This window comes from Streptomyces sp. NPDC057280, from assembly GCF_042668605.1.
GTDB lineage: Bacteria > Actinomycetota > Actinomycetes > Streptomycetales > Streptomycetaceae > Streptomyces.
Map to the genome: position 1 here is coordinate 191,478 of NZ_JBHUYR010000009.1, position 15,159 is coordinate 206,636.

Below are 15,159 nucleotides of genomic sequence, written 5' to 3' on the forward strand. Positions count from 1 at the left end.
AGACGTCGATGAGCCAGGCGCAGGAGCACGAGCAGAACGGGGCCGGCGGGCCTGCGGTGCCGCAGACGCGCACGGCGCGGCACCGCCGGATCGTGGACATCCTCAACCGGCAACCGGTGCGGTCGCAGAGCCAGTTGGCCAAGCTCTTGTCCGACGACGGGCTGAGCGTCACGCAGGCGACGCTCTCCCGGGACCTCGACGAGCTGAACGCGGTGAAGATCCGTAACACCGACGGGGACCTGATCTACGCGGTGCCGAGCGAGGGCGGGTTCCGTACGCCTCGGGCACCGCTCGGGGAGTCGGCCAAGGAAGAGCGGATGCGGCGGTTGTCGCAGGAGCTGCTGATCTCGGCGGAGGCTTCGGCGAATCTGGTGGTGCTGCGGACGCCGCCGGGTGCCGCGCAGTTCTTGGCGTCGGCCATTGATCAGGCCGAGCTGCATGACATCTTGGGGACCATTGCCGGTGACGACACGTTGTTGCTGATCAGCCGGGATCCGGTGGGTGGGCAGGCGCTGGCTGAGCATTTGCTGCGGTTGGCTCAGAACGGGCATTGATTGTTGTCGGGTGCGGGTGCGGGTGCGGGTGCGTGGGGGCTGGTCGCGCAGTTCCCCGCGCCCCTGAAAGCCTTTCACCCCAGCCTTGCTGCCAAGCCGCCCGTACACCTCACCTCGTCGCCCGCTGTGATCAGCAGTGCCTCCACGTCGGGTAGCGACTCCAGCCAGCGCAAGCCTTCCCGGGAACCCATCGCGAAGGCTGCGGTCGCCCAGCAGTCCGCCCAGGTGACGCTCGGGGCCACCACCGTGACGGCTACCAGATCCGTCACCGCGGAGCGGCCCGTGCGGGGGTCGACGATGTGGGCGCCTCGTTCTGCCGTGCCTGAGGTGGCCACCGCCAGTTCGGGAGCCCCGGCAGCTGATACGACCGCTGCCAGTCCCCCCGGCCGCAGGGGATCCGCCACGCCCACCCGCCACGGGCGCTGCGGCCCCGGCGTGCCGAGCAGCTGTACGTCCCCGCCGCCGTTCAGGCTGACGCCGGTCGCGCCCGCGGCCAGCAGGGATCTGGCCGCACGCTCCACCGCCCACCCCTTGACGATGCCCGTCGGGTCCAGCCGGCCCTGGTAGCGCAGGCTGAACCAGCCGTCGCTCAACCGCTCGGCCTCCGCGCCCAGTTCGAGGACCTCGCCGACTTCCGGATCGCACTCCTCGACGGTCAGCTCACCCTGTGCGAGGCGCGAGATCTGGCTGTCCTCGCGGTACGTGCTGAAGACGGCGTCGGCCCGGTGCAGCCCGGCCACCGCCTCCGCCAGTGCCGCCTGGACGGCATCGGGGTTCCCGCCGCGGATGTCAAAGGAGAAGACGGTCCCCATGACCTCCTCCGCATGACGTACCGCGGCGGGAGCATCTGCCGACTCGGCCACGGTGTCAGCCACCGGCCTGGTCCAGCGCCGACTGGAGGGACTTCTTGTAGCCCGCGCTGGTGTAGGTGGCCCCGGAGACCGAGTCGATGTCCGCGCTGCCGGCCGCCACCGCCGCCGCGTTGAGCTTCGGTACGGCCAGCTCGGTCTTCTGGGTGCTGGTCCCGCCCTGCGGCGCCTGGACCGCCTCGGCCTTGGTGATCTTGCCGTTGCTGACCGTGATCCGGACCTGGACCGGACCGTACTGGGTCTGCGCGACCGTGCCCGTCAGGGTCTTGGAGGCGGCGCCCTGGGCGGGGGCCGACGCGCCCTGCGAGGGCTGGGCGGCCGAGGCGGCGGCGTTCGCCTTGTCGATCGCCGACTGGAGGGACTTCTTGTAGCCCTCACTCGTGTACGTCGCCCCCGACACGGTGTCGATGTCGGGACTCTGCTTGGCGACCACCGCCGCGTTGAGCTTGGGCACGGCCAGCTCGGTCTTCTGGGTGCTGGTCCCGCCCTGCGGCGCCTGCACCGCCTCCGACTTGGTGATCTTGTTGCCGGCGACGGTGATCCGTACCTGGACGGCACCGTACTGGGTCTGCACGGCGTCCCCGGTGGACGTGCTCGTCCCCGCCGCCTGCGCCCCGCCCTGCGCCGACTCCTGCGCGGCGGCCGGCGGGACCGCGCCGCCCGCCGCGGACGCGGAGGCCGGGTCGGACGCCGGCTTCAGCGACAGCAGCAGCACGATCCCGGAGACGGTGGCGGCGCCGGCCAGGACGACACGCCGGATCGGATGACTCTTCCTCATGGCTGAATGAACTCCTGAAGTCTGGGGCTGCCGGCAGAGTTGGGGGGCCGTGATGTGACGCGCGGACGGGAGCGTGGCTCACATCTCGAACGACTCGTGGTGGATACGGCGGGCCGGGACGCCCGCGTCGCGCAGGGAGTCGTACACGGACTGCGCGAAGCCGGGCGGCCCGCACAGGAACACGTCGTGGTCGTCGATGTCCGGCAGCTTCTGCCGCAGCCGCTCCGCCGAGATGTCGGGCCGCTCGCCGTCCGGACTGTTGACCGCGTACATCAGCCGGGCGCCCCGCTCGTCGGCGATGGTGGCCAGCTCGTCCCACAGCGCCAGGTCCTGGGTGCTGTTGGCCCGGTAGAGCAGGGTGATGTCACCGGACGCCCCGGGCAGCGTCTCGAACAGCGCCCGCATCGGCGTGATGCCGACGCCGCCCGCGACCAGCAGCACCTTGCCGCGGCTGCGGCGCTGGGCGGTCAGGGCGCCGTAGGGGCCCTCGGCCCACACGCGGGTGCCGGGCCGCAGTTCGCGCAGCCGGGCGGTGTGGTCGCCGATCGCCTTGACCGTGATCCGCAGCATGTCCGGGCGGGGCGCCGCCGACAGCGAGTACGGGTGGGAGCTGAACCGCATGCCCGGCGCCATGAACCGCCAGCGGAAGAACTGCCCGGCCTCCGCGCCCATCCGGTGCAGCTTCTTCCCGCCGATCAGCACCGACACGATGCCCGGCGTCTCCTCGATGACCGCCTCGACGTACATCCGGTGCTTGAGGTTGAGGCGGAGCGGGGTGAGGATCCGGTACCAGACCACCAGCGCGGTGACGGCGCCGTAGAGCCCGTACCAGAAGGTCTTCGCGGTGGGCTGGACGGCGAACTCGTTGCCGGTGGTGATCTGGTGCCAGAACGTCAGGAACACCACGGCGTAGGTGAGCAGGTGGACGTGGTACCAGGTGTCGTACGGCAGCCTGCGCCGGACCCCGCCGACCGACAGCAGCGCGATGACCACCAGCAGGCCGGTGCCGATCGCCGCCTTGCCCATGTCCGGCAGGGTCGTGACCATGTCCGTGAACTGCTGCACGATGTCGCCGAGCGACTTGCCGGCCTGGCGGGCGTACGCCCAGGTGATCAGGAAGACGTGCGCGATGACCAGGCTCACCGTGTAGCGGCCGCTCATCGCGTGCCAGCGGGCCACCCGGTCCGAGCCCACCCGCCGCTCCAGCGCCGGCACCCGGGCCATCTGGAGCACGACCAGCGCCATCAGATAGCCCGCGAGGAGACCGGTGATCCGGCCCGCGGCGAGGATCTTCGCGGTGGTGTCCGCGAGGGAGGGGGTGTTGTCCCACCACAGCCACAGCACCGCCGCCGCGCCCGCCCATAGGGCGATCACCAGCGGGACGGCCGGGGAGCGGCGCGGGCGGATGCGGCGCATCGTCTGGCGGCGGGCGGCGCGGCCGCCTGCGAGCGTGGTGGTCACGATTCCTCCGGGAGCGGGGCAAGGGGGGTGGCGTGGTCCCTTGGCCCTGAGATACGTGCCGTGACGCCTGGGTGTTCAGCCGGTCGCCGAGTCGAGGGCGGACTGGAGCGACTGGCGGTAACCGTCACTCGTGTACGTGGCCCCCGAGACCGTGTCGATGTCCGCGCTCTGCGCCTGGAGGGCCTCGGTCCGCAGCCGGGGGAGGGCGTAGCTGTTGATCTCCTGGTCCCGCGGATTCTCCGACGGATAGGCGACCGCCGTGACGTCGGTGAGCTTGCCGCCCTTGACCGTGATCCGGACCTGGACGGGCCCCCAGCGGGTCTGCACCGAGTCGCCGGTGAACGTGCCCGCCCCGGTCGTCGACCCGGTCGCGGAGGGGGCCGCGGAGGGGGACGTGACGGCTATGGCGGCCGGGGTGTCGTGCGGTTTGAGCGACAGCAGCAGGACCATGCCGGAGACGGTGGCGGCGCTCGCCAGCACGATCCGGCGCAACGGATGGTTCTTCCTCAGTGCGTGCACGTGCGTGGCCTCACAACTCGAACGACTCGTGGTGGATACGGCGGTCGGGCACCCCGGCGGCACGCAGTGCCCCGTACACCTCGCGGGCGAAGCCGTCCGGACCGCAGAGGTAGACGTCGTGCCGGGCCAGCCCGTCGGGTACGGCCGCTCGCAGCAACTCCGGCGTCAGGCGGGGGCGTTCGCCGTCCGGACCGTTGAGCAGGTAGTGCACCCGCGCCCCGCGCCACCGCGCCAGGGCCTCCAACTCCCCGCCCAGCGCGAGGTCTTCGACCGTCCGCGCCCGGTACAGCAGGGTCACCTCGCCCGGCAGCGTCTCGAACAGCGCCCGCAGCGGAGTCACGCCGACACCGCCCGCGATGAGCAACGCCCGGTGCGCGGTGCGCCGTTCGGCGGTCAGGGCACCGTAGGGCCCCTCCGCCCACACCCGGGTGCCGGGCCGCAGCAGCGCCACGGCCGTGCTGTGGTCGCCGAGCGCCTTCACCGTGATCCGCATCCGGTCCCCGCGGGGCGGCGCCGACAGCGAGTACGGCGTCGATGTCCCCCACATGCCCCGGACGAGGAACCGCCAGCGGAAGAACTGCCCCGCCTGCGCGCCCAGTTCGCCCAGGCCGTCCCCGCGCACGACGACGGACCACACGCCCGGCGCCTCCTGGTACACGGACTCCACGCGCAGCCGGTGCCGCAGGTTCAGCCGCACCGGCACAAGCACCCGGAACCACAGCACCAGCGCCGCCACGCCCAGGTACAGCCCGTACCAGGCGGCCTGTGCGGGACCGGCCGTGAGGTCGGAGCCCAGCTGGACCTGGTGGAAGAAGGTCAGGAACACGGCGCCGTACGTCAGCAGATGGACGTAGTACCAGAACTCGTGTCCGACGCGGCGCCGCACGGCCCGCATGGAGGTGACGCCGACCGCCACGAGGATCAGCGTGCCGGCGGTCGCCTTCAGCATCTCCGGGTAGTCCACGACCACCGTCACCGTCTCGTGCCAGAGCGACTGACCGTCCTGCGCGGCGTACCCGGCCAGGATCAGCACCATGTGTGCCACCAGCAGGCAGATCGTGTAGCGGCCGGCCATCGCGTGCCAGCGCGCCACCCGGTCGGAGCCGATCCGCCGCTCCAGCGGCGGGACCCGCGCCATCAGCCCCACCAGCACGGCACAGGCGTACCCGCACAGCAGCCCGGCGATCCGCCCGGCGTGCGTCAGCCAGCCGGCGGCGCCGACCACGGAACCGGTGTTCGCCCACCACAGCGCCACCGCACCCGCCGCCCCGGCCCACAACAGGGCGAGCAGCGGGGCAGCGGGGGAGCGCCGGGCGGCGAGCGGCACGGGCGGCACGGGCGGCGCCGACCGCTCGTACAGGGTGGTCATTTGTACGTCCTTTCGTCCTGCCAGGACGCCACTGTGCGGGCCGAACCTCTCAGAACCCTCTGAAACGGCCGTCTCAGAGCGGACTCAGAGGAAACTCAGAGCAACCGGGGGCGCGACTCCGACGCGCGAGGGGTGATCCTGGAAGAGCCACGCACACCACCCCTGTGAAGGGCCATGAACACCACCCGCTCCGGCCGCCCCGCCCTCGCCCGCCCCGACGGCACCCCGCTGCGCGTCCTCGTCGTGGACGACGACGAGGACCTCGCCGAGGTCCTGTCCGGCGCCCTGCGCTACGAGGGCTGGCAGGTGCGCACCGCCGGCGACGGGGCCTCGGCGGTCGCCGCGGCCCGCGAGCTGCTGCCCGACGCCGTGGTCCTCGACGTGATGCTGCCCGACACCGACGGCTTCGCCGTGCTGCGCGGCCTGCACGCCGTGAAGCCCGAAGTCTGCGTGCTCTTCCTCACCGCCCGGGACGCCGTCGAGGACCGGATCGCCGGGATCACGGCGGGCGGCGACGACTACGTCACCAAGCCGTTCAGCCTGGAGGAGGTCGTCGCCCGGCTGCGCGGACTGCTGCGCCGCGCCGGCATGGCCCGGCAGCTGGAGGAGGGGCCGCGGCTGACCATCGGCGACCTGGTCATGGACGAGGACGCCCGTGAGGTGACCCGCGCGGGCGAGCTGATCGAACTCTCCCCGACCGAGTTCGAACTGCTCCGCTTCCTCATGCGCAACCCGCGCCGGGTGCTCAGCAAGGCCCAGATCCTCGACCGGGTGTGGTCCTACGACTTCGGCGGCCGCGCCCATGTCGTCGAGCTGTACATCTCCTACCTGCGCAAGAAGGTGGACGCGGGCCGGGAACCGATGATCCACACCGTGCGCGGCGCCGGGTACGTCCTCAAGCCGGTGACCCCGTGACCCCCGCTCTTCCACGCCGCCTGCCCCGCCCGCACACCCTGCGCGCCCGGCTCACCTGCGGCCTGGTGGTGCTGCTGGCGGTGAGCTGTGCCGCGGTCGGCCTGGCGGCCGTCGTCGGGCTCCAGGGCTTTCTCGTCGGCCGTCTCGACGAGCAGCTGACCGAGGCCGGCAACCGTTTCGCGGTGAGCCTGGAGCACAACGGTCCCCTTCCCGACGATCACGACGGTGACGAGCACGGTGACACCCGCCGCCAGGCCACCGGAACCTTCGGCGCCCGCCTGGTCGACGGCACGGCCACCCACGCGGCGGTCGTCCGCCCGAGCGGCACCGAGAACGTCGCGCTGACGGGCGGCGACGAGCGGCGCCTCGCCGGGGTCCCGGCCGACGGCAAGGCCCACACCGTCGACCTCTCCGCGCTCGACGACTACCGCGTGCTGGTGACGCACGGCATCGATGGCGACGTCCTGATCACCGGCCTTCCCCTGGAGCCCGTCGAGGCCACGGTCCACCGGCTCGAACTGCTCGCCGGGATCGTCTTCGGTCTCGCTCTCACCGTCACCGGCGTGGCCGGGGCGCTCTGGGTGCGCTGGTCGCTGCGCCCGCTGAGCCGGGTCGCGGCGACCGCCACCCGGGTCAGCGAACTCCCGCTGGCCAGCGGCGAGGTGGCGTTGCCGCCGCGGGCCCCGGAGTCCGATCCCCGCAGCGAGGTCGGCCAGGTCGCCGGCGCCTTCAACCGCATGCTGGGCCATGTCGAGGACGCGCTCACCAAGCGGCACGCGAGCGAGGAGCGGCTGCGCAGCTTCGCCGCCGACGCCAGCCATGAGCTGCGCACCCCGGTGGCGTCGGTGCGCGGCCACGCGGAACTGGCACTGCTGCACCCCGGCCCGGTCCCGCCGGAGATCACCCGGGCGCTGGAGCGCATCGCCGCCGAGTCGGCCCGGATGGGCGAGATGGTCGACGAGATGCTGCTGCTGGCCCGGCTGGACGCGGGCCGCCCCTTGGAGCGCCATCCGGTCGACCTCACCATGCTGGTCCTGGACGCGGTGACGGACGCCCGGGCCGCGGGCCCCGATCACCGCTGGACGCTGGAGCTCCCCGAGGAGCCGGTCACGGTCACGGGTGACGCCCACCGACTGCAACAGCTGTTGGCCAACCTGTTGGCCAACGCGCGTGGGCACACACCTGTGGGCACCAAGGTGACGGTCTCCCTGGAGACCGAGAACAGGTGGGCCGTCCTCACGGTCCACGACGACGGCCCCGGCGTCCCCGAGGACATCCAGCCCGGCGTCTTCGAACGCTTCACCCGCGCCGACCGCCGCCGCACCGACGCCCCGGGCGGCGGCGCGGGCCTGGGCCTGTCGATCGTGGCCGCGGTGGCCGAGGCGCACGGCGGAGAGGTGAGCCTGCGCAGCGCACCGGGCTCGACCACCTTCACCGTCCGGCTCAGTACCGGGTGATCGCCGTCCGCCCGCCCGTCGTACCGATCGCGATGTGCGGCGCCTGCCCGGGATCGGCCCACTTCAGGATCCGTCGCATCGCGTCCGCCGATACGGACACACAACCGGCCGTCGCCCCACGCCCGTTGACGTGGAGGAAGATCCCGGCGCCCCGCCCCCGCACCGGCTTCGCGTAGTTGAACCCGATCACCATGGCGTACGCGTACTGCTTCTCGTACGCGATCAGATGCTCGGACTCGGCGGCCCGGCAGTCCTTGGCGCGGGGCTCGCTCCAACGGTTGTAGACGCGGGAGTCGTTGTCCTGACACCACCAGGAACTCTCCCGCACGGGACGGTACTTGTACGACGTCCCGCTCGGCGCGGCCTTGATGCCGAAGGCGTACGGCAGGTCGTACAACCCCGCCGGCGTCGTGTTCGTGCCCTGCTTGCGCGAGGAACCCTCCACGAGCCCCTTCGCCCCGAACCGCGCCGCCGCCGAACCGGCCTTACCCACCGCCCGTCGGCGAGCTCCCACCAGGTGACCGTGCCGGAGGTGGCGGAGGCCTTCGCGGCCACCGCGGTGATCAGCTGGGTCCCGCCGCCGGTGTCGGCCATCCGGGCGGGAAGCGGCGGCTGCCCGCCGCCGGGCGCGGCGCCGAGCACGAGGAGGGACGCGGACACGAGAGCCGTGGCGACGGCGGGGGAGCCCATGGCTCAGACGGTAGAGGGCGGCAGCGGCAGCGGCAGCCCGGGTAGGCCATCCAGGCTCGTCGCGATGTGCTCCTTCTTGGCGAAGTAGGCGCTGAGGGATTCGTCGTCCTCGCGTGCGAAGCGCCTGGCGTGCAGGTCCCGGTCCTCGTCGTACGTCATGAAGGGCACCGCGTAGCCGCAGGAGTCCCGGATCTGCCGGGCCGTCACCACGATGATCGCCCGCAGGCCGTGCAGGCTCGGGTCGATGTCCGGGAAGTGTGTGAGCAGTTCCTTGAAACGGGGGTCGTCGCGCAGCACGGCCTCGCCCTCGCCGTGCACCCGGACGATGTTGGGCGGGCCTTGAAAGGCGCACCACATGAGCGTGATCCGGCCGTTCTCCCGCAGGTGGGCGACGGTCTCGGCGGTGGAGCCGGCGAAGTCCAGGTAGGCGACGGTCAGTTCGTCGATGACGGCGAAGGAGCCCTTGAGGCCCTTCGGGGAGAGGTTGACCGTGCCGTCACCGGCCAGCGGGGCGGTCGCGGTGAAGAAGAGGGGCTGCTCCTCGATGAAGGTCCGCAGCCTGCCGTCTATGCGCTCGTAAGTCTTTCCCATGTCTAACGATTATGGGTGCAGGTATTTCGCCTGTCTAATGAATTGCGGGCTCCGCTTGCCCGGAACCCGCCGTGGCCGCCCCGGCCGGCGCAGAACACGGGGCGGCCACAGCGCCTGTCACGTCACTTGGTGAGCGTGCAGGCGGCCAGGGAGTTCAGGCCCTGGGGCTTGGCGGCGGTCCGGCCGATGGAGATGGCGATGCGGTCGATGGTGGACGTCCGCTTGTCCTTCAGGGGGCCGAGGATGGCGTTCTGGACGAAGTTGGGTCCGCCCTGGCCGACCGTGTTGACCAGACGCGTGTTGGCCTCGTTGATCTGGGTCTGGAGGAGGGCGAGGTTGCGGTCCACCTCGGCCTTCGCGGAGGCCGGAACGGCGGGGAGCTTGGAGGCGACGTCCGGGCAGCTGATGGTGCCGACACCGGCGTTGCCGGCGTTGGTGTTGCCCGTGTTCTTGCCGCCGTTCCCGGTGTTCCCCGTGTTCCCGGCGTTCCCCGCGTTTCCGGCCGCGTTGCCCGAGTTGCCCGCGCCCGCCTGTCCGCCCGCACCCGTGGCGCCGCCGGCGTTCAGGGTGCAGGGTGCGAGGGCGTCCAGGCCCTGGGGCTTGGCGGCGGTCCGGCCGATGGCGGTGGCGATCCGGTTGACGGTCGCGACCCGCTTGTCCTTCAGGGGGCCGAGGATGGCGTTCTGGACGAAGTTGGGTCCGCCCTGGCCGACGGTGTCGACGAGACGCTTGTTGGCCTCGCTGATCTGGGTCTGGAGGAGGGTGAGATTGCGGGTGACCTCGGCCTGCGCCGAGGCGGGAATGGCCGGGAGCTTGGAGGCGACGTCCGGGCAGCTGATGGTGCCGGGGCTCGCCAGGGTGCGGGCGTCGGTCCCGCCGCTGCTCTTGGAGCTCTCCCCGGCGAGGGCGGAACCGGCGATCACCGCTCCGGTCAGCACCAGTGCGGTGGCGCTGCCGATGAGGGCGACGCGGCGCTTGTTGTACTTAGGAAGAGCCCTGGACATGCGGATGCCTCACAAGGGTCGGGAGTGTCGTTGAGTTCTCGGTGTGTACAAACGCGGCGCCTGCGTTCGGGGGGAGGTACGAGCAAGCGGTTTCCCATGTTCAAAGGGAGACCAAAAGAGAGTCAGATTGACGAATCATGCAGAGGTCTGCATACTCATGCATAACCTTGAATGCGGCGATGAGGAGCAACGCAAGTGAGCAGCAACAGCGGTGACGTCCGGCTCTGGGGCGGCCGTTTCGCCGACGGTCCCGCCGAGGCCCTGGCCAAGCTGTCCGCGTCCGTGCACTTCGACTGGCGGCTGGCTCCGTACGACATCGCCGGTTCGCGTGCCCACGCGCGCGTGCTCCACAAGGCCGGCCTGCTCACCGAGGACGAGCTTCAGCGGATGATCGCCGGGCTCGACCAGCTGGAAGCCGACGTGGCCTCCGGTGACTTCGTCGGCACCATCGCCGACGAGGACGTGCACACCGCCCTCGAGCGCGGTCTGCTGGAGCGCCTCGGTCCGGACCTCGGCGGCAAGCTCCGCGCCGGCCGCTCCCGCAACGACCAGGTGGCGACCCTCTTCCGGATGTACCTGCGGGACCACGCCCGGATCATCGGCGGCCTGATCGCCGACCTCCAGGACGCCCTGATCGGCCTGGCGGAGGCCCACCCGGACGTGGCGATGCCCGGCCGCACCCACCTCCAGCACGCCCAGCCGGTCCTCTTCGCCCACCATGTCCTCGCCCACGTCCAGTCCCTGTCCCGGGACGCGGAGCGGCTGCGCCAGTGGGACGAGCGCACGGCCGTCTCGCCGTACGGCGCGGGCGCCCTGGCCGGTTCCTCGCTCGGCCTCGACCCGGAGGCGGTGGCCAAGGACCTCGGCTTCGAGCACGGCAGCGTCGGCAACTCCATCGACGGCACGGCGTCCCGTGACTTCGTCGCGGAGTTCGCCTTCATCACCGCGATGATCGGCGTGAACCTCAGCCGTATCGCCGAGGAGATCATCATCTGGAACACGAAGGAGTTCTCCTTCGTGACCCTGCACGACGCGTTCTCGACGGGCTCGTCGATCATGCCGCAGAAGAAGAACCCCGACATCGCGGAGCTGGCGCGCGGCAAGTCCGGCCGCCTGATCGGCAACCTGACCGGGCTCATGGCCACCCTCAAGGCGCTGCCCCTCGCCTACAACCGCGACCTCCAGGAGGACAAGGAGCCGGTCTTCGACTCCTGCGACCAGCTCGAGGTCCTGCTCCCCGCCTTCACCGGCATGATGGCCACCCTCACGGTCAACCGCGAGCGCATGGAGGAACTGGCCCCGGCCGGCTTCTCCCTCGCCACCGACATCGCCGAGTGGCTGGTCAAGCAGGGCGTCCCGTTCCGCGTGGCCCACGAGGTCGCCGGCGAGTGCGTCAAGGCGGCGGAGGCCGAGGGCAAGGAACTGGACGAACTGACGGACGAGCAGTTCGCCAAGATCTCCGCCCACCTGACCCCGGAGGTCCGCACGGTCATCAACGTCCAGGGCGCCCTGGCCTCCCGCAACGGCAGGGGCGGCACGGCCCCGAGCGCGGTGGCGATCCAGCTGGCGGAGGTGAAGGCGGACGTGGCGGCGCAGCACGCCTGGGCCACTGCGAAGAAGGCCTGAGGCCGACGCCCCTAGGGGCGCGGGGCTGTATCGATTTGCGGCTCCGCCGCGTGGGCGCGAGCAACCCCGAACCACCCGCAGCCGCACAACGCACCGCATCACCCGAGCTCTGAAGCGAAGGTCATCGCGGGTTAAGTTGGTGAACAGCCTGGAGCCGACCCAACGGAGCCCGCGATGCCCTTCGCCCGCCTGGCCACCGCAACCACCCCCACCTGCCACATCGGCCTGGGCCTCGCAGCGGTCGGCCGCCCCGGCTACATCAACCTCGGCCGCAAAGACGACCTCGGAGCCAACCGGAGCGTCGAAGCCCTCCGGACCCGCACGCACGAACTCCTCGACGCCGCCTACTTCCAGGGCGTCCGCTACTTCGACGCGGCCCGTTCCTACGGCCGCTCGGAGGAGTTCCTCGCCGACTGGCTGAACGCCCGCCCCGACATCGACGACGTGGTCATCGGCAGCAAATGGGGCTACACGTACACCGCCGCGTGGACGACCGACGCCGAGAAGCACGAGGTCAAGGACCACAGCGTCGGCACTTACGACCGCCAGCGCCGCGAGACCGCCGAACTCCTCGGCGACCACCTCGACCTCTACCAGATCCACTCGGTGACCCCCGACAGTCCGGCCCTCACCGACAAGGAACTCCACGCCAGACTCGCCGAGGCCGCCGCCGCCGACGGCATCAGCATCGGCTTCTCCACCAGCGGCCCCGCACAGGCGGACGCCATCCGGGCCGCCCTGGAGGTCACGGTCGACGGCGACCCCCTCTTCCGTACCGTCCAGTCGACGTACAACGTGCTGGAGACTTCCGCCGCCCCCGCCCTCGCCGAGGCCCACGACGCCGGGCTGACGGTGATCGTCAAGGAGGGCATGGCCAACGGCAGGCTCGCGGACCCGTACGCGCCGGACGCCCTGAAGGCCGTAGCGGCAGAAACGTCTCTCGGGTGTGACGCGGTCGCCCTCGCTCTCGTCCTGCGCCAGCCCTGGGCGGGTGTCGTCCTGTCCGGAGCCGCGACCACCAACCAGCTCGCGTCCAACCTGCACGCGGCCGTCGTGGACCTGGACGACGACCAACTGGCCCGCCTCGCCGAGCTGGCGGAGGAGCCCCAGGTGTACTGGGAGAAGCGCGGCAGCCTTCCCTGGCACTGAGGAAACCGCTGGTCAGCACCCACCCTCGTGAGACACCTGTGCCCGTTATGAGACATCAATGTCTCACATGGGCTATTGTTGTCTCATGGCTGTCGATCGTGACCACGTGCTGCGCAGCGCCGCGGCCCTGCTGACCCGCAAATCCACCGCGACCATGGACGAGGTCGCCAAGGCCGCGGGGATCAGCCGGGCCACGCTGCACCGCCACTTCGCGGGGCGCGACGCACTCGTACGGGCTCTCGAGGCGCTCGGCATCGAGGAGTGCGAGGCCGCGCTGGACGCGGCCCGCCTCGACGAGGGCCCGGCGCGGGACGCCGTCCACCGTCTCGTCCGCGAGATCGAACCGGCCGCCGCCCTGCTCGCCTTCCTCTACACCGAGAACCAGCTGTTCGAGGGCGAGGGACAGAACCCCGGTTGGACGAGGATCGACGACCGCATCGCGGCGGTGTTCCGGCGCGGCCAGGCGGCCGGTGACTTCCGTATCGACCTGACCCCGGTCTGGCTCACCGAGGCGCTGTACGGCCTGCTGGCCTCCGGCGCCTGGGCCGTGTCGGAAGGCCGCGTGGCCCGCAAGGACTTCACCCACATGATCGCCGAGCTGCTTCTCGGCGGCGCACTACGGAGAGAGGAATCATGACCAGCACCCTGCAGCCGACGACCACGACCGAGGCGGTGACCAAGCGCCCGGGCCGTTGGCTCGCGCTCTCCGTCCTCGTGCTCGCCGTGCTGCTGGTGGCCGTCGACGCGACCGTCCTCGGTCTCGCGACCCCCTACATCAGCGAGGACCTGAACCCCACCGGTTCGCAGCTCCTCTGGATCGGTGACGTCTACTCCTTCGTCATCGCGGGTCTGCTCGTGTCCATGGGCAGCCTCGGCGACCGCATCGGCCGCAAGCGCATCCTCCTGATCGGCGCGACAGCGTTCGGCGCGATATCGGTCCTCAACGCCTATGCCACGACACCGGAGTTGATGATCCTCGCCCGCGCCCTCCTGGGCGTCGCGGGCGCGACCCTCATGCCGGCGACCCTGGCCCTGATCCGCAACCTCTTCCACGACCCGCGCGAACGCAGCCTCGCCGTCGGCATCTGGGGCGCCACGGCCTCCGCGGGCACCGCGATCGGCCCGATCGCCGGCGGTTTCCTGCTCGAACACTTCTGGTGGGGCTCGGTCTTCCTCATCAACCTGCCCGTGATGGCGGTCCTCGTCCTCGTCGGCATCAAGCTGCTGCCCGAGTCGAAGAACCCGGACCCGGGCCCGTGGGACCTGATCAGCGTGACCCTGTCCCTGGTCGGCATGATCGCGGTGGTGTACGCGGTCAAGGAGACGGCCACGCACGGCTTCGGCTGGGAGATCCTCGGCATCGGCGCACTCGGCGCGGCGGCCCTGTACTGGTTCGTCCACCGCCAACTGACCCTGCCTACCCCCCTGTTGGACATGCGACTGTTCCGCAACCGCGGCTTCAGCGCGGCGGTCCTGGCCGACCTGCTGACCATCCTCGGCCTGTCCGGCCTGGTCTTCTTCCTCTCCCAGTACCTGCAACTCGTCCAGGGCCGACGCCCGTTGGAGGCGGGCCTCGCCGAACTTCCGGCCGCGGTGGGCGCGGTGGCGGCCGGTCTGGTCGCGGGCTGGGCGGCCCGCCGCTGGTCGGTGCGCGCGGTGGTCTCCGGCGGCCTGGCGGCGGTCGGCGTGGCACTGGCCTCGCTGACGGTCATCGACCAGAGCACCGGCTACCCGCTGCTCGGCACCGCCCTGCTGGTCGTCGGCATCGGCGCCGGCTTCTCCTTCACGGTGACGGCGGACGTGATCCTCTCCAGCGTCCCGAAGGAGCAGGCGGGCTCGGCGTCGGCGGTCTCGGAGACGGCGTACGAACTGGGCGCGGCCCTGGGCATCGCCGTACTGGGCTCGATCGTGACGGGCGTGTACCGGGGCTTCGCGGCTCCGGCAGGTACTCCGGAGGGCGCTCACGAGTCGCTGGGCGCGGCGGTGGAGGCGGCGGCAGGAATGCCGACGCAGCAGGCCGAAGCACTGCTCACGGCGGCGCGGGAATCCTTCGTGGACGGCTTGGCGATAGCGGCGGGAGCAGGAGCAGGGGTCCTGCTCGCCACGGCGATTGCAGCCTGGTTCCTGCTTCGTGGCCAACGGTTGGATGGCCGACCTTAAGGGGCGCGGGGAACTGC

The 15,159-nt window shown here is 71.3% G+C and carries 14 protein-coding genes and 1 pseudogene; 7 read left to right on the plus strand and 8 right to left on the minus strand.

The annotated features are described in order from the left end of the window. Positions 1 to 8 precede the first annotated feature (8 nt). Positions 9 to 554, plus strand: a complete 546-nt coding sequence (locus ACFUO4_RS37080; protein WP_059196460.1) for an arginine repressor — start codon at positions 9 to 11, stop codon at positions 552 to 554. 74 nt (positions 555 to 628) lie between these two features. Here ACFUO4_RS37080 and ACFUO4_RS37085 read toward each other — a convergent pair whose 3' ends face one another. The 5 genes from ACFUO4_RS37085 to ACFUO4_RS37105 all read right to left on the minus strand — a co-directional run bounded on the left by ACFUO4_RS37085 (position 629) and on the right by ACFUO4_RS37105 (position 5,550). Continuing rightward, the gene (locus tag ACFUO4_RS37085) at positions 629 to 1,366 is read right to left on the minus strand and encodes an FAD:protein FMN transferase (protein ID WP_383493420.1); all 738 of its coding nucleotides are present in this window, start codon (positions 1,364 to 1,366) and stop codon (positions 629 to 631) included. Positions 1,367 to 1,421: 55 nt separating this feature from the next. Next, complete coding sequence (locus ACFUO4_RS37090) at positions 1,422 to 2,201, minus strand: FMN-binding protein (RefSeq protein ID WP_383493211.1); 780 nt, start codon at positions 2,199 to 2,201, stop codon at positions 1,422 to 1,424. A gap of 78 nt (positions 2,202 to 2,279) precedes the next feature. Beyond that, complete coding sequence (locus ACFUO4_RS37095) at positions 2,280 to 3,662, minus strand: ferric reductase-like transmembrane domain-containing protein (RefSeq protein ID WP_079311807.1); 1,383 nt, start codon at positions 3,660 to 3,662, stop codon at positions 2,280 to 2,282. A 75-nt stretch (positions 3,663 to 3,737) separates the two neighbouring features. Further along, the gene (locus tag ACFUO4_RS37100; protein ID WP_079311808.1) at positions 3,738 to 4,181 is read right to left on the minus strand and encodes an FMN-binding protein; all 444 of its coding nucleotides are present in this window, start codon (positions 4,179 to 4,181) and stop codon (positions 3,738 to 3,740) included. 10 nt (positions 4,182 to 4,191) lie between these two features. After that, a complete protein-coding gene (locus tag ACFUO4_RS37105; RefSeq protein WP_383493215.1) occupies positions 4,192 to 5,550 on the minus strand; it encodes a ferric reductase-like transmembrane domain-containing protein in 1,359 nt (452 codons plus the stop codon). A gap of 174 nt (positions 5,551 to 5,724) precedes the next feature. On the opposite strand from ACFUO4_RS37105, the gene ACFUO4_RS37110 reads away from it, so the two are divergent. Further along, a complete protein-coding gene (locus ACFUO4_RS37110) occupies positions 5,725 to 6,465 on the plus strand; it encodes a response regulator transcription factor (protein WP_383493218.1) in 741 nt (246 codons plus the stop codon). Continuing rightward, the gene (locus ACFUO4_RS37115) at positions 6,462 to 7,922 is read left to right on the plus strand and encodes a sensor histidine kinase (RefSeq protein ID WP_383493221.1); all 1,461 of its coding nucleotides are present in this window, start codon (positions 6,462 to 6,464) and stop codon (positions 7,920 to 7,922) included. The genes ACFUO4_RS37110 and ACFUO4_RS37115 overlap by 4 nt, the downstream gene beginning before the upstream one ends. Here ACFUO4_RS37115 and ACFUO4_RS37120 read toward each other — a convergent pair. The 3 genes and pseudogenes from ACFUO4_RS37120 to ACFUO4_RS37130 all read right to left on the minus strand — a co-directional run bounded on the left by ACFUO4_RS37120 (position 7,909) and on the right by ACFUO4_RS37130 (position 10,207). Then, positions 7,909 to 8,612: pseudogene (locus ACFUO4_RS37120) on the minus strand (L,D-transpeptidase). The gene ACFUO4_RS37115 and the pseudogene ACFUO4_RS37120 overlap by 14 nt on opposite strands. A 3-nt stretch (positions 8,613 to 8,615) precedes the next feature. Continuing rightward, positions 8,616 to 9,203, minus strand: coding sequence for a pyridoxamine 5'-phosphate oxidase family protein (locus ACFUO4_RS37125; RefSeq protein ID WP_079311812.1), 588 nt, complete (start codon positions 9,201 to 9,203; stop codon positions 8,616 to 8,618). Positions 9,204 to 9,325: 122 nt separating this feature from the next. After that, positions 9,326 to 10,207, minus strand: coding sequence for a hypothetical protein (locus tag ACFUO4_RS37130; protein ID WP_079311813.1), 882 nt, complete (start codon positions 10,205 to 10,207; stop codon positions 9,326 to 9,328). 195 nt (positions 10,208 to 10,402) lie between these two features. Between ACFUO4_RS37130 and argH the strand changes: the two genes are divergently transcribed. The 4 genes from argH (at position 10,403) to ACFUO4_RS37150 (ending at position 15,142) form a co-directional block, all read left to right on the plus strand. Next, complete coding sequence (gene argH, locus ACFUO4_RS37135) at positions 10,403 to 11,833, plus strand: argininosuccinate lyase (protein WP_383493226.1); 1,431 nt, start codon at positions 10,403 to 10,405, stop codon at positions 11,831 to 11,833. 174 nt (positions 11,834 to 12,007) lie between these two features. Continuing rightward, on the plus strand, positions 12,008 to 12,982 hold the full coding sequence (locus ACFUO4_RS37140; RefSeq protein ID WP_383493228.1) for an aldo/keto reductase: 975 nt from the start codon (positions 12,008 to 12,010) through the stop codon (positions 12,980 to 12,982). Positions 12,983 to 13,067: 85 nt separating this feature from the next. Beyond that, positions 13,068 to 13,619, plus strand: coding sequence for a TetR/AcrR family transcriptional regulator (locus ACFUO4_RS37145; protein ID WP_383493231.1), 552 nt, complete (start codon positions 13,068 to 13,070; stop codon positions 13,617 to 13,619). Further along, a complete protein-coding gene (locus tag ACFUO4_RS37150) occupies positions 13,616 to 15,142 on the plus strand; it encodes an MFS transporter (protein ID WP_383493234.1) in 1,527 nt (508 codons plus the stop codon). Before ACFUO4_RS37145 ends, ACFUO4_RS37150 begins: the two co-directional genes overlap by 4 nt. Positions 15,143 to 15,159: the final 17 nt, after the last annotated feature.